22 protein-coding genes and 4 pseudogenes are annotated in these 24,262 nt (G+C 56.9%); 12 read left to right on the top strand and 14 right to left on the bottom strand.

Annotation, left to right across the window (positions count from 1 at the left end; genetic code table 11):
• Positions 1 to 22: 22 nt before the first annotated feature.
• Both M1E96_RS21075 and M1E96_RS21070 read right to left on the bottom strand, forming a co-directional pair.
• Positions 23 to 907, bottom strand: a complete 885-nt coding sequence (locus M1E96_RS21075; protein WP_001447541.1) for a DUF3363 domain-containing protein — start codon at positions 905 to 907, stop codon at positions 23 to 25.
• Between the two features lie 30 nt (positions 908 to 937).
• Positions 938 to 1,768: pseudogene (locus M1E96_RS21070) on the bottom strand (IS91-like element ISVsa3 family transposase); the annotation flags it as partial.
• A gap of 63 nt (positions 1,769 to 1,831) precedes the next feature.
• On the opposite strand from M1E96_RS21070, the gene M1E96_RS21065 reads away from it, so the two are divergent.
• Positions 1,832 to 2,536 carry an IS6-like element IS1006 family transposase gene (locus M1E96_RS21065; protein ID WP_001067784.1) on the top strand — a complete coding sequence of 235 codons (705 nt, stop codon included), beginning with the start codon at positions 1,832 to 1,834 and terminating at the stop codon, positions 2,534 to 2,536.
• Between the two features lie 84 nt (positions 2,537 to 2,620).
• Here the strand turns inward: M1E96_RS21065 and M1E96_RS21060 are convergent, their stop codons facing one another.
• The 5 genes and pseudogenes from M1E96_RS21060 to intI1 form a co-directional block, all read right to left on the bottom strand.
• Positions 2,621 to 3,097, bottom strand: coding sequence for a hypothetical protein (locus M1E96_RS21060; protein WP_369427545.1), 477 nt, complete (start codon positions 3,095 to 3,097; stop codon positions 2,621 to 2,623).
• Positions 3,031 to 5,982 (bottom strand): Tn3-like element TnAs3 family transposase, encoded by a 2,952-nt coding sequence (locus M1E96_RS21055; RefSeq protein WP_369427544.1) that lies wholly within the window; start codon positions 5,980 to 5,982, stop codon positions 3,031 to 3,033. Before M1E96_RS21055 ends, M1E96_RS21060 begins: the two co-directional genes overlap by 67 nt.
• 2 nt (positions 5,983 to 5,984) lie before the next feature.
• Positions 5,985 to 6,545 (bottom strand): recombinase family protein, encoded by a 561-nt coding sequence (locus M1E96_RS21050; protein WP_000147567.1) that lies wholly within the window; start codon positions 6,543 to 6,545, stop codon positions 5,985 to 5,987.
• A 125-nt stretch (positions 6,546 to 6,670) separates the two neighbouring features.
• Positions 6,671 to 7,021: pseudogene (locus tag M1E96_RS21045) on the bottom strand (DUF3330 domain-containing protein); the annotation flags it as partial.
• 202 nt (positions 7,022 to 7,223) lie between these two features.
• Positions 7,224 to 8,237: a class 1 integron integrase IntI1 gene (gene intI1, locus M1E96_RS21040; RefSeq protein WP_000845039.1), complete on the bottom strand. Its 1,014-nt coding sequence runs from the start codon at positions 8,235 to 8,237 to the stop codon at positions 7,224 to 7,226.
• 144 nt (positions 8,238 to 8,381) lie between these two features.
• Here intI1 and dfrA12 point away from each other — a divergent pair, with 144 nt between their 5' ends.
• From dfrA12 to M1E96_RS21010, 6 genes and pseudogenes are all read left to right on the top strand, one after another.
• Positions 8,382 to 8,879: a trimethoprim-resistant dihydrofolate reductase DfrA12 gene (gene dfrA12, locus M1E96_RS21035; RefSeq protein WP_001083725.1), complete on the top strand. Its 498-nt coding sequence runs from the start codon at positions 8,382 to 8,384 to the stop codon at positions 8,877 to 8,879.
• A 111-nt stretch (positions 8,880 to 8,990) separates the two neighbouring features.
• The gene (locus M1E96_RS21030) at positions 8,991 to 9,281 is read left to right on the top strand and encodes a DUF1010 domain-containing protein (protein WP_001336345.1); all 291 of its coding nucleotides are present in this window, start codon (positions 8,991 to 8,993) and stop codon (positions 9,279 to 9,281) included.
• A gap of 5 nt (positions 9,282 to 9,286) precedes the next feature.
• Positions 9,287 to 10,125 (top strand): annotated as a pseudogene (locus M1E96_RS21025) (AadA family aminoglycoside 3''-O-nucleotidyltransferase).
• A 116-nt stretch (positions 10,126 to 10,241) separates the two neighbouring features.
• Positions 10,242 to 10,589 (top strand): quaternary ammonium compound efflux SMR transporter QacE delta 1, encoded by a 348-nt coding sequence (locus M1E96_RS21020; RefSeq protein ID WP_000679427.1) that lies wholly within the window; start codon positions 10,242 to 10,244, stop codon positions 10,587 to 10,589.
• Entirely contained in the window at positions 10,583 to 11,422 is an 840-nt protein-coding gene (gene sul1, locus M1E96_RS21015) for a sulfonamide-resistant dihydropteroate synthase Sul1 (RefSeq protein WP_000259031.1), read from the top strand. The genes M1E96_RS21020 and sul1 (M1E96_RS21015) overlap by 7 nt, the downstream gene beginning before the upstream one ends.
• 404 nt (positions 11,423 to 11,826) lie before the next feature.
• On the top strand, positions 11,827 to 13,371 hold the full coding sequence (locus tag M1E96_RS21010; RefSeq protein WP_369427542.1) for an IS91-like element ISCR1 family transposase: 1,545 nt from the start codon (positions 11,827 to 11,829) through the stop codon (positions 13,369 to 13,371).
• 177 nt (positions 13,372 to 13,548) lie between these two features.
• Here M1E96_RS21010 and M1E96_RS21005 read toward each other — a convergent pair whose 3' ends face one another.
• Complete coding sequence (locus tag M1E96_RS21005) at positions 13,549 to 13,989, bottom strand: hypothetical protein (protein WP_223672965.1); 441 nt, start codon at positions 13,987 to 13,989, stop codon at positions 13,549 to 13,551.
• A gap of 194 nt (positions 13,990 to 14,183) precedes the next feature.
• On the bottom strand, positions 14,184 to 15,323 hold the full coding sequence (locus tag M1E96_RS21000; protein ID WP_004236386.1) for an extended-spectrum class C beta-lactamase DHA-1: 1,140 nt from the start codon (positions 15,321 to 15,323) through the stop codon (positions 14,184 to 14,186).
• 110 nt (positions 15,324 to 15,433) lie between these two features.
• Here M1E96_RS21000 and ampR point away from each other — a divergent pair, with 110 nt between their 5' ends.
• Positions 15,434 to 16,309, top strand: coding sequence for a LysR family transcriptional regulator AmpR (gene ampR, locus M1E96_RS20995; RefSeq protein WP_004193231.1), 876 nt, complete (start codon positions 15,434 to 15,436; stop codon positions 16,307 to 16,309).
• Between the two features lie 3 nt (positions 16,310 to 16,312).
• Here the strand turns inward: ampR and hypA are convergent, their stop codons facing one another.
• Complete coding sequence (gene hypA, locus M1E96_RS20990) at positions 16,313 to 16,678, bottom strand: hydrogenase maturation nickel metallochaperone HypA (protein WP_025999322.1); 366 nt, start codon at positions 16,676 to 16,678, stop codon at positions 16,313 to 16,315.
• On the opposite strand from hypA, the gene M1E96_RS20985 reads away from it, so the two are divergent.
• The 3 genes from M1E96_RS20985 to M1E96_RS20975 all read left to right on the top strand — a co-directional run bounded on the left by M1E96_RS20985 (position 16,571) and on the right by M1E96_RS20975 (position 18,367).
• Positions 16,571 to 16,906, top strand: a complete 336-nt coding sequence (locus tag M1E96_RS20985; RefSeq protein WP_052238321.1) for a multidrug efflux SMR transporter — start codon at positions 16,571 to 16,573, stop codon at positions 16,904 to 16,906. The genes hypA and M1E96_RS20985 overlap by 108 nt on opposite strands.
• Positions 16,900 to 17,739, top strand: coding sequence for a sulfonamide-resistant dihydropteroate synthase Sul1 (sul1, locus tag M1E96_RS20980; protein WP_000259031.1), 840 nt, complete (start codon positions 16,900 to 16,902; stop codon positions 17,737 to 17,739). Before M1E96_RS20985 ends, sul1 (M1E96_RS20980) begins: the two co-directional genes overlap by 7 nt.
• 127 nt (positions 17,740 to 17,866) lie before the next feature.
• A complete protein-coding gene (locus M1E96_RS20975; protein WP_000376623.1) occupies positions 17,867 to 18,367 on the top strand; it encodes a GNAT family N-acetyltransferase in 501 nt (166 codons plus the stop codon).
• 534 nt (positions 18,368 to 18,901) lie between these two features.
• Here the strand turns inward: M1E96_RS20975 and istB are convergent.
• The gene (gene istB, locus M1E96_RS20970; protein ID WP_000983249.1) at positions 18,902 to 19,687 is read right to left on the bottom strand and encodes an IS21-like element IS1326 family helper ATPase IstB; all 786 of its coding nucleotides are present in this window, start codon (positions 19,685 to 19,687) and stop codon (positions 18,902 to 18,904) included.
• On the bottom strand, positions 19,674 to 21,197 hold the full coding sequence (gene istA / locus M1E96_RS20965; RefSeq protein ID WP_001324342.1) for an IS21-like element IS1326 family transposase: 1,524 nt from the start codon (positions 21,195 to 21,197) through the stop codon (positions 19,674 to 19,676). Before istA ends, istB begins: the two co-directional genes overlap by 14 nt.
• 122 nt (positions 21,198 to 21,319) lie before the next feature.
• Here istA and M1E96_RS20960 point away from each other — a divergent pair, with 122 nt between their 5' ends.
• A complete protein-coding gene (locus tag M1E96_RS20960) occupies positions 21,320 to 22,864 on the top strand; it encodes an IS3 family transposase (RefSeq protein ID WP_000287615.1) in 1,545 nt (514 codons plus the stop codon).
• Between the two features lie 50 nt (positions 22,865 to 22,914).
• Here M1E96_RS20960 and M1E96_RS20955 read toward each other — a convergent pair whose 3' ends face one another.
• Together M1E96_RS20955 and M1E96_RS20950 are read right to left on the bottom strand one after the other, a co-directional pair.
• A complete protein-coding gene (locus M1E96_RS20955; RefSeq protein WP_000344784.1) occupies positions 22,915 to 23,775 on the bottom strand; it encodes a TniB family NTP-binding protein in 861 nt (286 codons plus the stop codon).
• A gap of 2 nt (positions 23,776 to 23,777) precedes the next feature.
• Positions 23,778 to 24,212: pseudogene (locus tag M1E96_RS20950) on the bottom strand (Mu transposase C-terminal domain-containing protein); the annotation flags it as partial.
• Between the last annotated feature and the right edge of the window lie 50 nt (positions 24,213 to 24,262).

The following is a 24,262-nucleotide window of genomic DNA, read 5'->3' as shown; positions in this document are numbered from 1 at the left end:
TCGCAATGCGGCATGGGCGCACTCAGCGTTCCAGCCCCCTCTGCCGCCCTAACTGCCACGACACCGACCCGCCCTGCACGATGCCCATAACCTCGCGGCCGAGTTGGCGGTCGATGATCGGCCGCCACGGGACAAGGGTGAACTCATGGGATTTCTCGACCACGGCGAACTTGCCGCTCGATAGATGCACGGTTCCGGTAAACTTGCCGCTGACGCTCTCGCCGTCCGTGGCGGCGCGGAACGGCAGGCCCTTACTCAAAGCCATATCCGATCCGACGCCGGCTACCTCGCGCTCCCGCAGGATGGCGAGAAGGTTGCGCCGGTAGAAGACGCGGCTGTCCCGGCTGCGGGTGGCGTCGCCCTGTTCGATATGGTGCTCGCGGCGCTGGTCCATGGCTTCGCGGACTTGTTGCCCGAAGCCGGTTGGCGCAAGGTCGGCCGTCTCGCCGTGGATCAGCCGCCGGTCCAGCCAGGTCGCGCCGTCCGATCCGATCTGTTTGTTCAGATCGACCGGGGAAAGGACGCGAACGCTGGCCTGACTGTCTCGGCCGGCGTCATGGGCGGCGGCACGGCTGACCAGATCATCGGGGATGCGCCATTGGTCGGCGTCGATCCGCTCGACGATACCGGCCCGGCGTAGCGCCTCCAGCCGGCGCACATGGGCATCGACATAGCCCTCATAGTCGCCGCCTGGAACGCGGCACGTATAGGAAGAATAAACGCCCTTTTCACCCAAGTCCAACAGCTTTGGACCGCAGTTGACTCTTTCGACACCCCTGCGATGCAACCCAATCCGGCTGACGGGGAGCCAGCAACGCTGAAAATTTACCCTCCTCTTTCCCACTAGCGGCTCCTTTTCCGACAACCAGCACGGCGGATCCCTGCCGCGGCGCTGTGAACGCAGCATTTTGATTGGTATCGTTGGCCTTCAGGCTCGTCAGTCAAACAGACCCAGGAGCAGCTCAGCCGGTGGCGCCCGGCTTTCGGGTAACGCCCTGGTCCCGCTGGTTTCGGCTTTGTGCTTCAGGTGATCAAGGATCTGCTTGATCACTATAGGGTCTTCAATGCAGGCGATGACTTTCATGGCGCCGCCGCAGCCGCTGCAGGTCTCGATGTCGATATTGAAAACACGCTTGAGCCGTTGCGCCCATGTCATCGACGCTCGCCGTTGTGCTGGTGTTGCCGGTTCATCAGCCACCCTGACCTTGTTGCCCCTGCCCCGTTTTGCCGGCGTGACCAACGCCCGGTGCCGACTGTTGGGTGCGAACACCCCGTGGAAGCGGGTTAGGTTGACTCTGGGCTTCGGTACCAGGGCGGCCAGCCTTGCAATGAAATCCAATGGTTCGAAAATGACGTGCGTGGTGCCGTCCCGGTACGGCGTCTTGAGCTGGTAGCGCACGTTGCCGCCTCGTGTTAACGACAGCCGCTTCTCGGATACCGCCGGGCGGCTGATGTACCGGCACAGCCGTTCGAGCTTCTTGCGTTCATCGGCCCTGGCCGCCACGCCGGCGTGCAGGCTGGACCCGGCTACCTTGCCAATCCCGTCACCGAACGGATCACCACTGGTCGGCAGAGTTTGCAAAGTGAACACCTTTCGCCCCGCCTGTGAACCGACAGCGATACGGTAAGTGATCGAGTGCCCCAGCAGGGGTGTCATCGGGTCGTCATCCACCGCATCCGAGGCCAGATAGCTGTTTTCGACATCCCGTTCCAGCAGGCCTTGCCGTTCCAGATAGCGACCCACCCGGTGGGCGATGGTGTGCGTCAGCGGCACTGTTGCAAATAACCACGAATGGTAAGCTGAAGACTGTTTTAGCTAAAGGTGCAGCATATGAATCCTTTCCATGGTCGGCATTTTCAGGGCGAAATCATTCTTTGGGCTGTGCGCTGGTATTGTAAATATGGCATTAGCTATCGTGAACTGCAGGAAATGCTGGCCGAACGGGGTGTGAATGTTGATCACACGACTATTTACCGTTGGGTTCAACGTTATGCTCCTGAAATAGAAAAACGTTTACGCTGGTATTGGCGTAATCCTACAGATCTGAGCTCGTGGCATATTGATGAAACCTATGTAAAAGTGAATGGACGATGGTCTTATCTGTATCGTGCAGTCGATCAACGTGGCGATACCATTGATTTTTATCTTTCTTCTAGACGTAATACCAAATCAGCATATTGTTTTCTTGGAAAAATTTTAAATAATGTGAAGAAGTGGCAAATTCCACAAGTGATCAACACGGATAAAGCACCCACATATGGACGTGCTTTATCACGGTTAAAACGGGAAGGTAAATGTCCACCAGACCTTGAGCACAGGCAGATTAAGTATAAAAATAACGTGATTGAATGTGATCATGGCAAGCTAAAGCGGATCATCAGGGCCACATTAGGATTCAAATCTATGAAGACGGCTTATGCCACAATTAAAGGTATTGAAGTCATGCGTGCACTACGTAAAGGACAAGCATCGTCATTTTATTATGGTCAGCCTCAGGGTGAAGTGTGTCTAATCAACAGGGTTTTCGGTCTCTAAGTACTTTTTAAAGGGAACATCATCGACTCAAATCTCTATTTGCAACAGTGCCAAAAAAACCAACTTCAAGTTGGTTTTTCTTTTTTAATCATCAGTGGCGACCTTAACACCATATCCAATTAAACCTGCAAGGCTAGCATAGGCTATTTTGGCATAAATCGAACCCCACCAGACCGTAATTTTACTGGCACCAAATTCCCGAACCGTTTGCCCCATAAAATTAGTGGTTTCATAGAAATTTTTAGCAGAATAACCTAACGCAATATGATCAAGGACAGGGAATAAACTAAAAGCTAAACCTACTGCTGCTGCGGGGAAAGTAAACTCTCTTGATAGACCGAATTTTCCAGTAATAAATACAAGCGATACCACGATAATTAATCTAATGATAGTCCATAGCATCACTGTGAAAGGCAAGTTAAAGATGCCTGCTCCCTGCCACGCAAGACCGCAAACAACTAGGGGTCGTCTCAGAAAACGGAAAATAAAGCACGCTAAGCCGGTTGCAGAGGCCGTAGCGGCCTGAACTTCCTCGCGCCGATCTTGGCGCTGCTGCGCCATAGGTAATCACCGGTCAGGTTGATGTGCTCCCAGCCGAGTGGCGACAGGTACTGCAATAGCGAGTCATCGACGGCATGACCATTGCCGCGCAACGCATGCGCCGCACGCTCCAGGTAGACCGTGTTCCACAGCACGATGGCCGCCGTCACCAGGTTGAGGCCGCTGGCCCGGTAGCGCTGCTGCTCGAAACTGCGGTCACGGATTTCACCAAGGCGGTTGAAGAACACGGCACGGGCCAGCGCATTGCGCGCCTCGCCCTTGTTCAGCCCGGCATGCACGCGGCGGCGTAGCTCGACGCTTTGCAGCCAGTCGAGGATGAACAGCGTGCGCTCGATGCGGCCCAACTCGCGCAGCGCGACGGCCAAGCCGTTCTGGCGCGGGTAGCTGCCGAGTTTCCTGAGCATCAGCGAGGCCGTCACCGTGCCCTGCTTGATCGAGGTGGCCAGCCGCAGGATTTCGTCCCAATGGGCGCGGACGTGCTTGATGTTGAGCGTGCCGCCGATCATCGGCTTGAGCGCGTCATAGGCGGCATCGCCCTTCGGGATGTAGAGCTTGGTGTCGCCCAGGTCGCGGATGCGCGGCGCGAAGCGGAAGCCCAAGAGGTGCATCAGGGCGAAGACGTGATCGGTGAAGCCCGCCGTGTCGGTGTAGTGCTCCTCGATCCGCAGGTCGGATTCGTGGTACAGCAGGCCGTCGAGCACGTAGGTTGAGTCGCGCAGGCCGACATTGACCACCTTGGTGTGGAATGGCGCGTATTGGTCGGAGATGTGGGTGTAGAAAGTCCGTCCTGGGCTGCTGCCATATTTTGGGTTGATGTGCCCCGTGCTCTTTGCCTTGCTAGCGGTTCGGAAATTCTGTCCGTCCGATGATGATGTGGTGCCATCGCCCCAGTGCCCGGCAAAGGGATGCCGAAACTGAGCGTTGACCAGTTCAGCCAACGCTGTCGAGTACGTTTCGTCGCGGGTATGCCAGGCTTGCAGCCAAGCGAGCTTCGCGTAGGTCGTGCCGGGGCAGGACTCGGCCATCTTGGTCAGGCCCAGGTTGATCGCGTCGGCCAGGATCGTGGTCAACAACAGGTTCTTGTCCTTGGCCAGATCGCCCGATTTCAAGTGCGTGAAGTGCCGGGTGAAGCCCGTCCACTCATCGACTTCGAGCAGCAGTTCGGTGATCTTGACGTGCGGCAGGACCATGGCTGTCTGGTCTATCAGCGCCTGCGCGGTGTCGGGCACCGCCGCATCCAGCGGCGTGATCTTCAAGCCCGACTCGGTGATGATGGCATCCGGCAGGTCGTTGGCTGCCGCCATGCGGTTGACGGTGGCAAGTTGTGCTTCCAGCAGCGTCAGCCGCTCATGCAGATATTGTTCGCAGTCGGTGGCCACGGCCAGCGGCAATTCGCTGGACTGCTTGAGGCTGGTGAACTTCTCGGGCGGTACCAGGTAGTCCTCGAAGTCCTTGAACTGGCGTGAACCCTGCACCCAGATGTCGCCCGAGCGCAGGGAGTTCTTCAACTCGGACAGCGCGCACAGTTCGTAGTAGCGCCGGTCGATGCCGGCGTCGGTCATCACCAGTTTCTGCCAGCGCGGCTTGATGAAGCCGGTCGGTGCATCGGCTGGCAGCTTGCGGGCGTTGTCGGTGTTCATGCCGCGCAGCACCTCAATGGCATCAAGCACGTTTTTGGCGGCGGGCGCGGCCCGCAGCTTGAGCACGGCAAGGAATTCCGGTGCATAGCGGCGCAGGGTGGCGTAGCTCTCGCCGATGCGATGCAGGAAATCGAAGTCATCGGGTTGCGCGAGCTTCTGCGCCTCGGTGACGCTCTCGGCAAAGGAATCCCAGGACATGACGGCCTCGATGGCGGCAAACGCATCGCGGCCTGATTGCTTGGCGTCGATCAGCGCCTGACCGATGCGCCCGTACAGACGTACCTTGGCGTTGATGGCCTTGCCTGACGCCTGGAACTGCTGCTGATGCTTATTCTTGGCAGCGTTAAACAGCTTACCCAGGATGCGGTCGTGCAGGTCGATGATTTCGTCGGTGACGGTGGCCAGCGCCACGAGAGTGGCGTAGCGCCGTTGCGGCTCGAATTTGGCCAGGTCGGCGGGTGTCATCTGGCCGCCCTCGCGGGCAATCTTGAGCAGGCGGTTCTGGTGAACCAGCCGCTCGATGCCGGTAGGCAGATCGAGTGCCTGCCATGCCTTGAGGCGTTCGATGTGTTCCAGCATATGCCGCGAATTTGGCTTGGCCGGAGACTGGCGCAACCAAGCCAACCAGGTCGTCTTGCCGTTGTCCCGGCGCTTGAGCAGATCGTCGAGGCGGCGGCGATGCGCGTCCGCCAGTGGTTCGGCCAAGGCGTCGTAGATGCGCCGGTTAGCACGGGTGATCGCCTCGGCACTCGCCCGCTCGACGGCGTTGAGGGCGGGCAGAATGACCGACTGCCGCCGCAGGTGCCCGATCAAGGCGCTGGCCAGCACGATGCCTTTGTCGGTTTGCATCGCCAGCTCGGTCAGCATCTGGACGGCCTGCCGGTAATGGCTCATGGTGAAGGGCCGGAAACCGAACACGGTTTGCAGCTCGCTCAGGTGCTCGCGCCGGGTCTGCTCCCGCTGGCCGTACTCGTTCCAGCTTTCGACGCCGACCTTGAGCTGGTCGGCGACCAGCTTCAACAAGGGCGGGAACGGTAGTTCATCGACGCCCAGGATGACGCCGGGAAAGCGCAGGTAACAGAGCTGCACCGCGAAGCCCAGCCGATTGGCTGGCCCGCGCCGCTGTCGGATGATCGAGAGGTCGGTATCGTTGAATGTGTAATGTCGGATCAGGTCGTCCTTGGAGTCCGGCAACGCCAGCAGGCTTTCCCGCTCGGCGGCGGACAGGATGGAACGACGTGGCATATTTACTGATCCGTTCTCAAGTATTGATACAGGGTTTCGCGACTGATTCCGAATTCACGAGCAAGCTTGGTCTTTTGCTCGCCAGCCTCGACACGTTGGCGCAGTTCGGCAATACGCTCAGACGACAGGGATTTCTTCCTGCCACGGTAAGCCCCGCGTTGCTTGGCGAGCGCAATACCCTCGCGCTGACGCTCGCGGATCAGGGCGCGCTCGAACTCGGCGAACGCGCCCATCACCGAGAGCATCAGGTTCGCCATCGGAGAGTCTTCGCCAGTAAAACTGAGGTGTTCCTTGACGAATTCGATATGCACGCCGCGTTGTGTCAGCGTTTGCACGATCCGGCGCAAATCATCGAGATTGCGCGCCAGGCGATCCATGCTATGCACCACCACGGTGTCGCCGGTGCGGGCGAAGCTTATCAGCGCTTCCAGTTGCGGACGCTTGACATCCTTGCCGGATGCCTTGTCGCTAAAAGCGCGATCAACCTTGACGCCTTCCAGTTGCCGTTCCGGGTTCTGGTCGAAGGTGCTGACCCTGATATACCCAATGCGCTGTCCAGTCATGGAATTCCCTGCAAAATGTCAGGGAAGACTCTATGACCTTCAACGAGATATGTCAATAAATTCAAAATTCAATCCTATCCTGACGCAATTTACACATGGCATCTGACATCAGGTTAGGGTATGCCTCAACCTGACGGCGGCGAATCACAAGCGTCCGGTTTGACGCTGGTTTCGGTCGCAGTGCTGGCCCGCGCCTGGAAGCGCTGATAGCACTCCAGCCCGCAGAAATGCTCCACGTACTCGGCCCCTTCCGGCGTGAAGGCGGCATCGAGCGGGATTTCCTTGCAGCACACGCAGCAACTGGTGCTCGGTTCATTGGCGTTCATGGTGGTGTTCCTCCATTGGTTGACGAAGCCGACGAAGGCCGCCGCCGGCATCGGCCTGGCGAACAGGAAACCCTGCACCGTGTCGCAACCCGCCTGCCGCAACCACGCAAGGCAGTCGGGTGTTTCCACACCCTCGGCTACCACCTCCATTGTCGTTTTCAGAAGACGGCTGCACTGAACGTCAGAAGCCGACTGCACTATAGCAGCGGAGGGGTTGGATCCATCAGGCAACGACGGGCTGCTGCCGGCCATCAGCGGACGCAGGGAGGACTTTCCGCAACCGGCCGTTCGATGCGGCACCGATGGCCTTCGCGCAGGGGTAGTGAATCCGCCAGGATTGACTTGCGCTGCCCTACCTCTCACTAGTGAGGGGCGGCAGCGCATCAAGCGGTGAGCGCACTCCGGCACCGCCAACTTTCAGCACATGCGTGTAAATCATCGTCGTAGAGACGTCGGAATGGCCGAGCAGATCCTGCACGGTTCGAATGTCGTAACCGCTGCGGAGCAAGGCCGTCGCGAACGAGTGGCGGAGGGTGTGCGGTGTGGCGGGCTTCGTGATGCCTGCTTGTTCTACGGCACGTTTGAAGGCGCGCTGAAAGGTCTGGTCATACATGTGATGGCGACGCACGACACCGCTCCGTGGATCGGTCGAATGCGTGTGCTGCGCAAAAACCCAGAACCACGGCCAGGAATGCCCGGCGCGCGGATACTTCCGCTCAAGGGCGTCGGGAAGCGCAACGCCGCTGCGGCCCTCGGCCTGGTCCTTCAGCCACCATGCCCGTGCACGCGACAGCTGCTCGCGCAGGCTGGGTGCCAAGCTCTCGGGTAACATCAAGGCCCGATCCTTGGAGCCCTTGCCCTCCCGCACGATGATCGTGCCGTGATCGAAATCCAGATCCTTGACCCGCAGTTGCAAACCCTCACTGATCCGCATGCCCGTTCCATACAGAAGCTGGGCGAACAAACGATGCTCGCCTTCCAGAAAACCGAGGATGCGAACCACTTCATCCGGGGTCAGCACCACCGGCAAGCGCCGCGACGGCCGAGGTCTTCCGATCTCCTGAAGCCAGGGCAGATCCGTGCACAGCACCTTGCCGTAGAAGAACAGCAAGGCCGCCAATGCCTGACGATGCGTGGAGACCGAAACCTTGCGCTCGTTCGCCAGCCAGGACAGAAATGCCTCGACTTCGCTGCTGCCCAAGGTTGCCGGGTGACGCACACCGTGGAAACGGATGAAGGCACGAACCCAGTGGACATAAGCCTGTTCGGTTGGTAAGCTGTAATGCAAGTAGCGTATGCGCTCACGCAACTGGTCCAGAACCTTGACCGAACGCAGCGGTGGTAACGGCGCAGTGGCGGTTTTCATGGCTTGTTATGACTGTTTTTTTGTACAGTCTATGCCTCGGGCATCCAAGCAGCAAGCGCGTTACGCCGTGGGTCGATGTTTGATGTTATGGAGCAGCAACGATGTTACGCAGCAGGGCAGTCGCCCTAAAACAAAGTTAGCCATATGAACTCGGAATCAGTACGCATTTATCTCGTTGCTGCGATGGGAGCCAATCGGGTTATTGGCAATGGTCCTAATATCCCCTGGAAAATTCCGGGTGAGCAGAAGATTTTTCGCAGACTCACTGAGGGAAAAGTCGTTGTCATGGGGCGAAAGACCTTTGAGTCTATCGGCAAGCCTCTACCGAACCGTCACACATTGGTAATCTCACGCCAAGCTAACTACCGCGCCACTGGCTGCGTAGTTGTTTCAACGCTGTCGCACGCTATCGCTTTGGCATCCGAACTCGGCAATGAACTCTACGTCGCGGGCGGAGCTGAGATATACACTCTGGCACTACCTCACGCCCACGGCGTGTTTCTATCTGAGGTACATCAAACCTTCGAGGGTGACGCCTTCTTCCCAATGCTCAACGAAACAGAATTCGAGCTTGTCTCAACCGAAACCATTCAAGCTGTAATTCCGTACACCCACTCCGTTTATGCGCGTCGAAACGGCTAACCATTCCGTCAACGGGACGCCAAAATGCTGCGCATTTTGGTTCCCTCCGCTGCGCTCCGGCTCTCGTTACGTCCAACGTTAGCACCACTGAAACCCAGCTTTATTTAGCTCATGTTTATTCAAACGGCATTTAGCTTTTCAGGCGTTATTCAGTGCCTGTTTTGCCTTTTTTCCGGGCTTCGCCTGCATGGGCTGCGCAGGTTTTCAGTCTTTTTGGCCTCTAGCCCTTGCGTAGCAAGCGCAAGCAGCTATCGTTTTTGCAGTGCTGTGCCGCCTCGGTGGCGCAGCGTTTTTTCACGGTTAGCGCCCGTCGCCAAATTCAAGTTATCCGTTTTGGCTTCTGGTTCTAACATTTCGGTCAAGCCGACCCGCATTCTGCGGTCGGCTTACCTCGCCCGTTAGACATCATGAGGGAAGCGGTGACCATCGAAATTTCGAACCAACTATCAGAGGTGCTAAGCGTCATTGAGCGCCATCTGGAATCAACGTTGCTGGCCGTGCATTTGTACGGCTCCGCAGTGGATGGCGGCCTGAAGCCATACAGCGATATTGATTTGTTGGTTACTGTGGCCGTAAAGCTTGATGAAACGACGCGGCGAGCATTGCTCAATGATCTTATGGAGGCTTCGGCTTTCCCTGGCGAGAGCGAGACGCTCCGCGCTATAGAAGTCACCCTTGTCGTGCATGACGACATCATCCCGTGGCGTTATCCGGCTAAGCGCGAGCTGCAATTTGGAGAATGGCAGCGCAATGACATTCTTGCGGGTATCTTCGAGCCAGCCATGATCGACATTGATCTAGCTATCCTGCTTACAAAAGCAAGAGAACATAGCGTTGCCTTGGTAGGTCCGGCAGCGGAGGAATTCTTTGACCCGGTTCCTGAACAGGATCTATTCGAGGCGCTGAGGGAAACCTTGAAGCTATGGAACTCGCAGCCCGACTGGGCCGGCGATGAGCGAAATGTAGTGCTTACGTTGTCCCGCATTTGGTACAGCGCAATAACCGGCAAAATCGCGCCGAAGGATGTCGCTGCCGACTGGGCAATAAAACGCCTACCTGCCCAGTATCAGCCCGTCTTACTTGAAGCTAAGCAAGCTTATCTGGGACAAAAAGAAGATCACTTGGCCTCACGCGCAGATCACTTGGAAGAATTTATTCGCTTTGTGAAAGGCGAGATCATCAAGTCAGTTGGTAAATGATGTCTAACAATTCGTTCAAGCCGACCGCGCTACGCGCGGCGGCTTAACTCCGGCGTTAGATGCACTAAGCACATAATTGCTCACAGCCAAACTATCAGGTCAAGTCTGCTTTTATTATTTTTAAGCGTGCATAATAAGCCCTACACAAATTGGGAGATATATCATGAAAGGCTGGCTTTTTCTTGTTATCGCAATAGTTGGCGAAGTAATCGCAACATCCGCATTAAAATCTAGCGAGGGCTTTACTAAGCTTGCCCCTTCCGCCGTTGTCATAATCGGTTATGGCATCGCATTTTATTTTCTTTCTCTGGTTCTGAAATCCATCCCTGTCGGTGTTGCTTATGCAGTCTGGTCGGGACTCGGCGTCGTCATAATTACAGCCATTGCCTGGTTGCTTCATGGGCAAAAGCTTGATGCGTGGGGCTTTGTAGGTATGGGGCTCATAATTGCTGCCTTTTTGCTCGCCCGATCCCCATCGTGGAAGTCGCTGCGGAGGCCGACGCCATGGTGACGGTGTTCGGCATTCTGAATCTCACCGAGGACTCCTTCTTCGATGAGAGCCGGCGGCTAGACCCCGCCGGCGCTGTCACCGCGGCGATCGAAATGCTGCGAGTCGGATCAGACGTCGTGGATGTCGGACCGGCCGCCAGCCATCCGGACGCGAGGCCTGTATCGCCGGCCGATGAGATCAGACGTATTGCGCCGCTCTTAGACGCCCTGTCCGATCAGATGCACCGTGTTTCAATCGACAGCTTCCAACCGGAAACCCAGCGCTATGCGCTCAAGCGCGGCGTGGGCTACCTGAACGATATCCAAGGATTTCCTGACCCTGCGCTCTATCCCGATATTGCTGAGGCGGACTGCAGGCTGGTGGTTATGCACTCAGCGCAGCGGGATGGCATCGCCACCCGCACCGGTCACCTTCGACCCGAAGACGCGCTCGACGAGATTGTGCGGTTCTTCGAGGCGCGGGTTTCCGCCTTGCGACGGAGCGGGGTCGCTGCCGACCGGCTCATCCTCGATCCGGGGATGGGATTTTTCTTGAGCCCCGCACCGGAAACATCGCTGCACGTGCTGTCGAACCTTCAAAAGCTGAAGTCGGCGTTGGGGCTTCCGCTATTGGTCTCGGTGTCGCGGAAATCCTTCTTGGGCGCCACCGTTGGCCTTCCTGTAAAGGATCTGGGTCCAGCGAGCCTTGCGGCGGAACTTCACGCGATCGGCAATGGCGCTGACTACGTCCGCACCCACGCGCCTGGAGATCTGCGAAGCGCAATCACCTTCTCGGAAACCCTCGCGAAATTTCGCAGTCGCGACGCCAGAGACCGAGGGTTAGATCATGCCTAGCATTCACCTTCCGGCCGCCCGCTAAATATCTCCTTTTGGGTTGTTAATAAAACATCCAATAAGTTGACTGTGCGTGAAAAAGAAAGTTTTGTGTGATGGCGTTGAAGATCGCACCGTTAAGCTCTTATGTGGGATGGTGCAGAGCTCGACGACTACCGATAAAACGCAACCGCCGCAAACAGACAAGAAAAAGCCCCAACTGATAACAGTTGGGGCTTCAGTATTGTGATTGGTGGAGCAATAGCACCCTGAACCCAAAACCTTCTCGCTCAACCGGTAGTGGCTGATAACAACTCGTGAGGGCTATTGCGGGTTAAGCATTTAGCGATGTCTAGGGCCAGACTGGACGTCTGAACGCAAGCCGCTGATACTGTACATAACCACAGTATCAGCGGAGGATACCCATGTCGCTGGCAAGGAACGCCACGGCGAGTCAATCGCCCACTCAAACAAACGGTTACGAACGCCACCAACCCGACCAGACGCTGCTCTACCAGCTGGTTGAGCAGCACTACCCAGCCTTCAAAGCCTCACTCGAAGCCCAAGGTCAACACCTGCCTCGCTACATCCAACAAGAATTCAACGACCTCCTCCAATGTGGCCGTCTGGAGTATGGTTTCATGCGGGTTCGCTGCGAGGATTGTCATCACGAGCGTCTGGTCGCCTTCAGCTGTAAACGACGCGGCTTTTGCCCTAGCTGCGGTGCCCGCCGGATGGCCGAGAGTGCGGCGCTGCTGATAGACGAAGTCTTCCCCAAGGAGCCCATTCGCCAGTGGGTGCTCAGCTTTCCTTTCCAGCTACGCTTTTTGCTGGCTCGCCATCCCCAGCTGATGGGCCAGGTCTTGAGTATCGTCTATCGTACACTCTCAACTCATCATCTGATCAAAAAAGCCGGTTACACCAAAGCCTCTGCACAAACTGGCTCAGTGACTCTTATCCAACGCTTTGGCTCCGCGCTAAATCTCAATGTCCACTACCACATGCTGTTTCTCGATGGTGTCTATGCCGAAGATGACTATGGCAAGCAACGCTTCCATCGTGTCAAGGCACCCACTTACGATGAGCTGAATACGCTCGCTCACACCCTCAGCCATCGCATCGCTCGCTGCATGGAAAAGCGTGGGATTTTGGAGCGTGATGCCGAGAATACGTGGTTGACACTGGAAGAGGGCGAAGACGATACGCTGACTCAATTACATGGTGCTTCGGTTACGTATCGCATTGCCGTCGGCCCCCAGCAAGGGCGCAAAGTCTTCACCCTGCAAACCTTGCCAGGGCGTGAGGATAAAGCCGACTCAAGCAGTCGAGTAGCCAACCATGCTGGTTTCTCGCTACACGCCGGTGTGATGGCCGAAGCGCATCAGCGGGATAAGCTTGAGCGCTTGTGTCGCTACATTAGTCGGCCAGCGGTTTCAGAAAAACGTCTGGCATTAACCGCCAATGGGCAGGTGCGTTACGAGCTCAAAACTCCGTACCGCAATGGCACCACCCATGTGATCTTCGAGCCGCTGGACTTCATCGCCAAACTCGCTGCGTTGGTACCTAAGCCGCGAGTCAACCTCACACGCTTCCACGGCGTCTTTGCACCGAACAGCAAACACCGAGTTCAAGTAACACCCGCCAAGCGGGGCAAGAAGCCCGACAAATCGGAAGGTCTCGATACTAACTGGCGTGACAAGAGTCCTGCAGAGCGCCACCGCGCCATGACCTGGATGCAACGCCTCAAGCGAGTCTTCAATATTGATATTGAAGTCTGCGAACACTGCGGCGGTCACGTCAAAGTGATTGCCAGCATCGAAGATCCGAAGGTCATTGAGCAGATTCTCAAGCATCTGAAACAGAAAACAGCCAAGGCGAATGCCGCCAAGCAGCGTGAGCTGCCACCAGAACGAGCGCCGCCACTGACTCCCAGCCTGTTCGATCCATCACAGAGTCGTCTCTTTGACTGACGACCCCAAATCCAACACTGCTCAACACTGCCAACTTTTAAACGGGGCGGTGGGGCAGTTTGTATCTCTCGAGCTATCAGGCTAGAGATTTTACCGCCAAATCGAACCTTATTAGAGCGGTTTAGGCTGGACCGGCAGTTAAAATTGGGGCTTGAGCGGTAAACGAGTGAGGGAATTTCAGGTAAGATACTTCGGATGAGGAGCAAAAAGGTGGTTTATACTTCCTATACCCACAATCTGCGCTGAATTATCATCACGGTTATAATTAACCGCCGAAGGGCGCTGCACAGACGCGGAAATATCCTGCACCACCAGCGGCGCAACATCCACCGGCTTCGGTTTGTTCTGATACCAGTGCCAGGTGTAATAACTGCCCGCTGCCACCGCAGCAGTCAGTAATAATAAGGCAGATATGGTTTTCGGATAGCGGTTGCCCCCCCGCTCCAGCCGGGCAAGCTGATTACCGGCAAAGGTCACCCAGCCCGGCACCGCCCAGCGGATCCGTCCGGTGAACGGGCGCAGCAGAAAACCCAGCAGAGTAAAGAGATAAACAAGACTGCGAGCCGCCAGACGCAGCAAAATAAAAGGTAAGCGGAGGATAAAACGCAGAACGTCCATGACAACATTTTCCTCTGTGTGTTGAGACTGACATCAGTTTGCCGCAGCACACAGTGAAATCCGGTTCAGCCGGAAGCTGTCAGTGCCCGATACTCTCATCCTCCATAAAACAGCCCATAAAGCAAATTATTGCATAAGGAATAATCTTAAATTACGGCCCCGGCGTATCCGCAGGGGCCTGTTCAGGAAAAAAATTATTCCAGTGCACTCAAAATAGCCTGTGCAGCTTTGACTCTTTCGGTATTCGGGTAGTTTTTATTCGCCAGAATCACAATCGCCACCTGTTTTTCCGGAATAAAGGCGACATAGGCGCCGAAACCAGTTGTTGCGCCCGTTTTATGCACCCAGGAAGCACGGTTATACGGCTGAACCTGGTTGTCTGTTACCGGATGCGGCTGCAATGCGACCTCGTTGGTCACACCGTTAATGATCATATCTTTCTGCTGCGGCCAGTCATACATTTCCCAGCCCAGCCCCTGGTTAATCGCGGCGGTTTTATAGTAGCGGGTCTGGGCGAGATACATTGCCATTTCCAGATCCGCATTACCGGCCCGTGACGGCTCCATATTCATTTCCGCCCAGCGCAGCATATCTTTTGAGGCGGATTTCACGCCGTAAGATTCCGCATCAAGCTGTCCCGGCGACACGCGGACCGGTTTTTTGTTTTTATAACCGTACGCATACTGGCTTTGCGCACTTTCCGGCACAGTAATAAAGGTGTGAGATAACCCCAGCGGTGCCAGGATCCGTGCAGTCAGCAACTGCTCATACGGCATCCCCGCCGCGTTTGCGGTCAGAGCACCAAACAGGCCGATACTGCTGTTTGCATACAGACGCATATCGCCCGGTTTCCGGGACGGCTGCCACTGCTGATAGAAATTCAGCAGATCCGCACGGCTTTTTACCGCATCCGGCACCTGTAACGGCAGTCCGCCTGCGGTATAGGTAGCCAGATCCAGCAATGTGATCCCCTTCCACTGCGGCAGAGCCAGCTCCGGCTGGTATTTTGCCGCCGGATCATTCAGCGCCATCTCTTTTTTCGCCACAGAAACCGCACCCAGCACACCTGTGAAAGTTTTACTTACAGATCCGAGCTCAAATAGTGTATTTTCAGTGACCGGCTGTTTTGCCTGAATATCGGCAAAACCATAATTGAAATAATAGGGCTTACCCTTTACGGAGACGGCAACCGCCATCCCGGGAATATCCTGCTGTGCCATCAGCGGTTTAATGGTGCTGTCCACCACCGCCGCGACATTATCAGCGGCAGAAAACCCCGGGGCGGAAAACGCCAGCAGAGCGGAAATCAGTGTTGCAGATAACGATTTTTTCATCAGAATTAACCTTCCGTGTGTGAGTAACGGCGGCAAGTATAGTCAGATTCACCGGACAGAACAAACGGTTATTTATAACAAGAGCCTAAAGAAAAACTTACAGGTGGATTATGGTCAGACGTTATCTCCCCCTTAACCCGCTGCGCGCCTTTGAGGCCGCCGCCCGTCATCTCAGTTTTACCCGCGCGGCGATTGAGCTGAATGTCACCCATGCCGCCGTCAGCCAGCAGGTCAGGGCGCTGGAAGAACAACTCGGCTGTGTGCTGTTTACCCGCGTCTCGCGCGGGCTGGTGCTGACCCATGAAGGTGAGGGATTACTGCCGGTGCTCAATGAGGCGTTTGACCGGATTGCGGATACTCTGGAGTGTTTTTCTCACGGGCAGTTCCGTGAGCGGGTGAAAGTCGGTGCGGTGGGAACATTTGCCGCAGGCTGGCTGCTGCCGCGTCTGGCCGGATTCTATGACAGCCATCCGCATATTGATCTGCATATCTCCACCCATAACAATCATGTGGACCCGGCGGCGGAAGGGCATGATTATACGATCCGTTTCGGTAACGGCGCGTGGCATGAGTCAGATGCGGAACTGATTTTCAGTGCACCACACGCTCCGCTGTGCTCACCGGCCATTGCAGAACAGTTACAGCAGCCGGATGATGTTCACCGCTTTACCCTGCTGCGCTCATTCCGCCGGGATGAATGGAGCCGCTGGCTGGATTGTGCGGGCGGCACACCGCCTTCCCCGTCACAGCCGGTAATGGTGTTCGATACCTCACTGGCCATGGCCGAGGCGGCACAACTGGGTGCCGGGGTAGCGATCGCACCGGTATGTATGTTCAGCCGCCTGTTACAGTCAGGCGCACTGGTACAGCCGTTTGCCGCAGAAATCACCCTCGGCGGCTACTGGCTGACGCGGTTACAGTCCCGTACGGAAACCCCGGCCATGCAGCAATTCGCCCGCTGGCTGCTGAATACGGCGGCGGCGTAAAACTCACTCACCTTCCAGGCTTTTTACCCGCAAATCATCACCTTCACTGATGCGCAGCCGTTCACTGCCGCAGTGCGGACAGCATCCGGCGTGCTGCATGATTTCGGCCTCACGGCTGCAATCCCAGCACCATGCCTGTGCCGGGATAACATCAATATGCAGTGTGCAGCCCTGCGCCACGGTATCACGGCAGGCGATATCAAAACAGAAATGCAGTGCACTCTCCTCAACATCCGCCAGTGCGCCGACTTCCAGCCAGACATCCGTTACCCGCGCAATGCCGTGCTGTTCAGCCTGTTCGCGGATAATGTCCGCCGCACCGAGGGCTTTACTAAGCTTGCCCCTTCCGCCGTTGTCATAATCGGTTATGGCATCGCATTTTATTTTCTTTCTCTGGTTCTGAAATCCATCCCTGTCGGTGTTGCTTATGCAGTCTGGTCGGGACTCGGCGTCGTCATAATTACAGCCATTGCCTGGTTGCTTCATGGGCAAAAGCTTGATGCGTGGGGCTTTGTAGGTATGGGGCTCATAATTGCTGCCTTTTTGCTCGCCCGATCCCCATCGTGGAAGTCGCTGCGGAGGCCGACGCCATGGTGACGGTGTTCGGCATTCTGAATCTCACCGAGGACTCCTTCTTCGATGAGAGCCGGCGGCTAGACCCCGCCGGCGCTGTCACCGCGGCGATCGAAATGCTGCGAGTCGGATCAGACGTCGTGGATGTCGGACCGGCCGCCAGCCATCCGGACGCGAGGCCTGTATCGCCGGCCGATGAGATCAGACGTATTGCGCCGCTCTTAGACGCCCTGTCCGATCAGATGCACCGTGTTTCAATCGACAGCTTCCAACCGGAAACCCAGCGCTATGCGCTCAAGCGCGGCGTGGGCTACCTGAACGATATCCAAGGATTTCCTGACCCTGCGCTCTATCCCGATATTGCTGAGGCGGACTGCAGGCTGGTGGTTATGCACTCAGCGCAGCGGGATGGCATCGCCACCCGCACCGGTCACCTTCGACCCGAAGACGCGCTCGACGAGATTGTGCGGTTCTTCGAGGCGCGGGTTTCCGCCTTGCGACGGAGCGGGGTCGCTGCCGACCGGCTCATCCTCGATCCGGGGATGGGATTTTTCTTGAGCCCCGCACCGGAAACATCGCTGCACGTGCTGTCGAACCTTCAAAAGCTGAAGTCGGCGTTGGGGCTTCCGCTATTGGTCTCGGTGTCGCGGAAATCCTTCTTGGGCGCCACCGTTGGCCTTCCTGTAAAGGATCTGGGTCCAGCGAGCCTTGCGGCGGAACTTCACGCGATCGGCAATGGCGCTGACTACGTCCGCACCCACGCGCCTGGAGATCTGCGAAGCGCAATCACCTTCTCGGAAACCCTCGCGAAATTTCGCAGTCGCGACGCCAGAGACCGAGGGTTAGATCATGCCTAGCATTCACCTTCCGGCCGCCCGCTAGCGGACCCTGGTCAGGTTCCGCGAAGGTGGGCGCAGACATGCTGGGCTCGTCAGGATCAAACTGCACTATGAGGCGGCGGTTCATACCGCGCCAGGGGAGCGAATGGACAGCGAGGAGCCTCCGAACGTTCGGGTCGCCTGCTCGGGTGATATCGACGAGGTTGTGCGGCTGATGCACGACGCTGCGGCGTGGATGTCCGCCAAGGGAACGCCCGCCTGGGACGTCGCGCGGATCGACCGGACATTCGCGGAGACCTTCGTCCTGAGATCCGAGCTCCTAGTCGCGAGTTGCAGCGACGGCATCGTCGGCTGTTGCACCTTGTCGGCCGAGGATCCCGAGTTCTGGCCCGACGCCCTCAAGGGGGAGGCCGCATATCTGCACAAGCTCGCGGTGCGACGGACACATGCGGGCCGGGGTGTCAGCTCCGCGCTGATCGAGGCTTGCCGCCATGCCGCGCGAACGCAGGGGTGCGCCAAGCTGCGGCTCGACTGCCACCCGAACCTGCGTGGCCTATACGAGCGGCTCGGATTCACCCACGTCGACACTTTCAATCCCGGCTGGGATCCAACCTTCATCGCAGAACGCCTAGAACTCGAAATCTAACGTCCGTTCGGGCATCGAGGTCCATGTCGGGGTGGGACGGGCCCGTGGCTTCAAGATCACTTGCAGTCCGACCGCGATGTCTTGGTTGCGCGAGAGGTTGTCGATATCCTCCACTTCCATCATCAACCCTGGATAATGCCGCCGCCGTCATCGCCGCCGACGCCCGTGCCGGGCTTTTCGGGCCTGTCAGGCTTGCTCGGCCTTCAGCCTGCCTGGGCGAGATCTCCGGCGGACGGATTAACGGCGGAGCTTCGCCGCCTTTCGTGCGTGTGAAGGCCGAAGATAGTTCTCTCAAAAACATCCGTTTATGAGAGATACCAAAGCCGACAGTCTGCCGAAGGTTGAAGGTCTCTCAAAACTGCCTCTCGCTTCCGATCTCTCACCGATCTACGTTTCTAAGTGTTTTGAGAGGAGAACAGCATGTTGGTGGGGTACGCCAGGGTTTCGACACGTGATCAAACCCACGCTGTTGATTTGCACCCAAATTTGACCCGGGATTTGCATTGAATTTTGACCCACCCCTTGTTGTCAGAATTATGTCTCGATTTTCAGTTTGCGGGTCTGTTTTTCCTCCTGCTTATTCTGAGTTGAACTGTGTTTGAAGCGGTAACTTTCATTGCCGGTTTCCAGGATGTGGCAGTGGTGGGTTAGTCGGTCCAACAACGCTGTTGTCATCTTTTCATCGCCAAACACTCGGCTCCATTCCGAGAAGCTCAAGTTGGTGGTCAGTATCACGCTGGTTTTTTCGTACAGCTTTGAGAGCAGGTGAAACAGCAGTGCCCCACCGGTTTGGCTAAAAGGCAAATATCCCAGCTCATCCAGAATCACCAAATCGGCATACAACAGACGGTTTGCGATTTGTCCCTGACGCCCAGATGATTTCTCTTGCTCCAGTGCATTGACCAAATCCACGGTGGAGAAGAAACGCACCCGTCGGTTCAAGTGCATCACTGCTTGTGTACCAATGGCTGTGGCCAGGTGAGTCTTGCCTGTGCCTGGCCCACCAATCAGCACCACGTTCTGGGCTTGTTCCATGAAGTCGCACCGGTGCAATTGTTTGACCGTGGCCTCATTAACCAGGCTTTGACTGAAGTCAAAGCCCACCAAGTCCCGATACACGGGGAACTTGGCCACCCGCAATTGATAGTTCACCGAACGTACTTCACGCTCTGCCACTTCAGCTTTAATCAAGCTGTCCAGCATGGGCAAGGCTTGATTAAATGCTGGTGAATTCTGATTGCCCAACTCCTCAATGGCGTGTGCCATGCCAAAGAGTTTCAAGGATTTGAGGATTCTCACATGGCCTTCATGCTGCATCATGGGCTCTCCTTAAACTGTCATAGCGGTTCACGTTGGCCTGTGGTTCCAATGTCAGCCTTAACCCCTTGGGAATTGGAATCGGTTTGGGTGGAGGTTCTTCGGTCAAACGTCCCAACAGATTAAGCACATGCTCCTTCGATGGCTTGCCACACTCCAATGCCAATTCCACAGCACTGAGTACCGCACCTTCATCGTGGTGCAATACAAGGGCCAGAATTTCCACCATGTCACGGTCACCGCCGGGGCGTTGCAGCAAGATGGATTGAAGCTTCTTGAACGCGGGTGGCAATTCAGCAAATGGCGCACCATTGCGCAACGCCCCAGGTTTCTTCTGAAGCACAGACAAGTAATGGTGCCAGTCGTATTGTGTGTGGCCACGCCGAGCGTGGCCACTGCCAAACAATCTTGGATGCTCGGCAATGTGTTGGCCTTCGGCAGCCATCACCAGCTTGTCTGCATAAATCCGAAGGCTGATGGCCCTGTTGGCGTAACTGGCAGGAACGCTGTAGCGATTGCCCTCGTGGTGAACAAGGCAGGTTGAAGTGACTCGCTTGGTTTGCTCCACGAATGCATCAAAGGCATTGGGTAGCGCCATCAACTCGCCTTGTTCATCGGCAAAGGCCTCTTGCACGGTTTGGTCCAATTCGGGGTGGCGCAGCTCAGACCACAGCGCTTTGCAGCGATGCTCAAGCCACACATTCAAATCAGCAAGGCTTTGAAAGTCTGGTGCCCCTTGCCACAGGCGTTGGCGGGAATCCTGCACGTTCTTCTCAATCTGGCCTTTCTCCCAACCCGATGCTGGATTACAGAACTGCGCATCAAACAGGTAGTGGCTGACCATGGCAGTGAACCGCTGATTGACCCTGCGCTCTTTGCCACGCCCCACCGAATCCACAGCGGTCTTCATGTTGTCGTAGATGCCGCGCTTGGGAATGCCACCGAAGATTTGAAAGGCATGCCAGTGGGCATCAAACAGCATTTCATGTTTTTGCTGGTAGTAAGCCCGAAGCACAAAGGCCCGGCTGTGGGCCAACTTAAACTGGGCAATCTGAAGTTTGACCTGTTTGCCCGCTATGCGGGCAAAGTCCTCACTCCAATCGAATTGGAAGGCTTCGCCACAAGCAAAGCGCAAGGGGATGAAACAACCCTTGCCCGAGGTTTGCGCCTTGAACTGTTCGGAATCTTTCCACTGTCGGGCAAAGGCACACACTCGGTCATAAGACCCGGTAAAGCCCAAAGCGACCAAATCCCGGTACATGCTGCGCAGGTTTCTGCGCAGCTTCTTTGTCTTTTTGTGCTCGGTGGAGAGCCACTGCCTTAACTTGGGCTCAAAAGGACTTAACTTGCCAACGCTGTCTCGCGCTGGGTACTGCGGTTCAACCACCTTGCTTTGCAAATACTTGCGAACGGTGTTCCTGGACAGGCCGCTTCGTCGGGCTATTTCCCGAATCGACGCACCATCGCGAAAATGCCAGCGTCGAATTGCGCTCAATATCGCCACGTTTATCACTCCTTGATTTCTCCCGCCATATCCAGACGGGAAACAGTGTCATACGTGGGTCAAATTTCGACGCAAATCTTTACCCTAAGTTGGGGTGCGGACAAAATCTTGGACTACTTTAGGAGTAGTTCATGTATTCGTATGAAGATCGCCTTCGAGCCGTGAGGTTGTACCTGAAGCTTGGGCGCCGGATGAGCGCCACACTACGGCAGCTGGGATACCCCACCAAGAACTCGCTGAAGGCCTGGTTGGCAGAATTCGAACGGAATCAGGATCTTCGCCGAGGCTATCAACGGATAAAACGGCAGTACACCGATGAGCAAAAGCAACGGGCAGTAGATCACTATATCGAACAAGGCTACTGCCTGAGTCACACAATCCGAAGCCTGGGCTACCCAAGCCGCGAGGCCTTGCGTGCCTGGATCCGTGATTTACGCCCTGAATTCGCTAGGACGGTCGTCGGCAGCAGCGCTCCCACAGTCGCCCGCTCTCGCCTCGAGAAGCAGCAAGCCGTCATTGCACTGAACCTGCGCGTAGGTTCGGCAAAGGATGTGGCCGACACTGTCGGTGTATCGCGACCAACGTTGTATAACTGGCAGCATCGATTACTTGGCAAAGTGCCCCTAAAACCCATGACAAAGAAGAAAGGTGACACCTCGCTCGAGCAGCGGCATGAGGCACTACTCAGGGAACTGGCCGAACTGGAGAGCCAGAACCAGCGGCTTCGCATGGAGAATGCAATTCTGGAGAAGGCGAGTGAATTGATAAAAAAAGACATGGGCATCAACCCCCTCGAACTGACAAGCCGAGAAAAAACGAAGGTGGTTGATGCCCTCAGAGTCACGTTTCCATTAGCCAATCTGTTGTGCGGCCTGAAGCTGGCGCGCAGCACATACTTCTATCAACGCCTGCGGCAGACGCGGCCCGACAAGTACACGCAGGTGCGTGAGGTCATTCGGACTATCTTCGAGGACAACTACCGCTGCTATGGCTATCGACGCATTGATAGTGCCTTGCGCCTTGGTGGCATGCGTGTGTCCGAGAAGGTCGTGCGTCGCTTGATGGCGCAAGAGCGTCTGGTCGTGAGAACACCGCGCCGCCGGCGCTTCTCGGCGTATGCTGGCGACCCGACACCAGCGGTCCCGAATCTGCTGAATCGCGACTTTCACGCGTCGGCGCCGAATACGAAATGGTTGACCGATCTGACGGAAATACACATTCCGGCAGGGAAGGTCTACGTCTCGCCGATCGTCGATTGCTTCGATGGGCTGGTGGTGGCCTGGAATATCGGCACCAGCCCGGATGCGAACCTGGTCAATACCATGCTGGATCACGCGGTACGGACACTGCGACCCGGTGAGCATCCGGTTATCCATTCGGACAGGGGCTCGCATTATCGCTGGCCTGCGTGGATCCGCCGCACTGAAAATGCCCAATTAACGCGGTCGATGTCCAAAAAGGGCTGCTCGCCAGACAATGCTGCATGCGAGGGCTTTTTCGGACGATTGAAGACCGAACTAATCTACCCGAGGAATTGGCAGCACGTGACGCTGAAAGACCTCATGACGCGAATCGATGCCTATATCCACTGGTACAACGAGCGCCGCATCAAAGTGTCGCTTGGCGGGCGTAGTCCCATCGAGTATCGTCATGCGGTCGGATTGATGTCCGTATAAACCGTCCAAGAAATCGTCCGCACCCCCAGTGGGTCAATTTTAGATGCAACTCAACAGGCCATGCTGAGTGTGCGATGGTTGATCGCTTCCTCGCCGCTCTCCACGGCGACGATGGCCGCCGCCATCAGCAAGTGCGCCAGTTCCCCTATGGTGCCCTCGCTGCGTGTGAGCAGGTAGCGAGCCATGTCCAGCGTGGCAATTGGGGAAGGCCGGCGCAGCGGGAGCGAAGCGGCGAAGCTGGCCAGCAGTGAGCAGCAATCGTCGTTGGCCTCCCATACCGGCAGCATCATCGGCTCGAAGCGATTTTCCAACTGGTCATCGGAGCGGATGGCTAGGTAGGCGTCGCGCGTGCCTACCCCAACCAACGGGATGCGCAGTTCGTTGCCGAGGAAGCGCAGCAGGTTGAGGAATTCCCGGCGGTTGACGCTGTTGCCGGCCAGCACGTTGTGCAGCTCGTCGATCACCAGCATGCGCACGCCGACCTTGCGCAGCAGTGCCAGAGCCAGTTGCTCCATTTCCGGCAACCGTGGGCGTGGGCGCAGCGGCGCGCCCATCGCGGCGAGCAGCGCGACGTAGAAGCGGATCACGGACGGCTCGGACGGCATCTGCACGACCAACACCGGGATGTGCTCCTGGTCGGCGTCGGAGCTGGCCGGGTGGGTGCGGCGGAACTTCTCGACGATCATCGACTTGCCATTGTTGGTCGGGCCAACCAGCAGCAGGTTGGGCATGCGTTGCTTGTTTGGCCACGCATAAAGGGCTTCCAGCCGGTTCAGCGCCTCGACTGCGCGCGGATAGCCGATCCAGCGGTCGGCGCGAAGGCGCTGGATGCGCTCGTCCGCCGGAAGACGGGCCAAGCCCTGGGCCGCCGGCAGCAGGTGGGACAGGTCGATGATGGGATATTCGTCCACGGCTACCACTCCTCAATCTGGTCGAACGGTTTGGCGGGTGGCAAGTTGTCTGCCTGCGGGTCGGCAATATCCGTATCCGGCGGAACGGGCTTGTCCGGCCGAGCTGATGTCTTGAGGTGCTGGCGGCGATCCGCGTCACGCCGCGCCTTGCGTGTGGCCTTCTGCGCGCTGGTCACAATCTCACGCATCTGGCCGATCATGCGGAACAGCGCCGACTCATCCACCTGTTCGCGCCCTTGCTGCCGCAGTTTCGCCAGCGCCTGCCGTTGTTCCCAGAGGGTGACAGCCGGATGCGACAAGGTACGGTAGGGAATTTCCAGGTAATGCTGTCCCTCCGGTTCCAGGACCCAGATACGGCTGATGTCGCGCGGATCGCGCCGGATCAGAAAGGACGGCCAGCGTTCACGCCGCGCAATCCACGGCTTGAGCGCATCGGCGGGCACTGTTGCAAAGTTAGCGATGAGGCAGCCTTTTGTCTTATTCAAAG

Source organism: Providencia sp. PROV236, assembly GCF_033676985.1.
Classification (GTDB): domain Bacteria; phylum Pseudomonadota; class Gammaproteobacteria; order Enterobacterales; family Enterobacteriaceae; genus Providencia; species Providencia manganoxydans.
The sequence above is the reverse complement of the archived record's forward strand: the minus strand, read 5'-3'. Positions and strand labels throughout refer to the sequence as shown.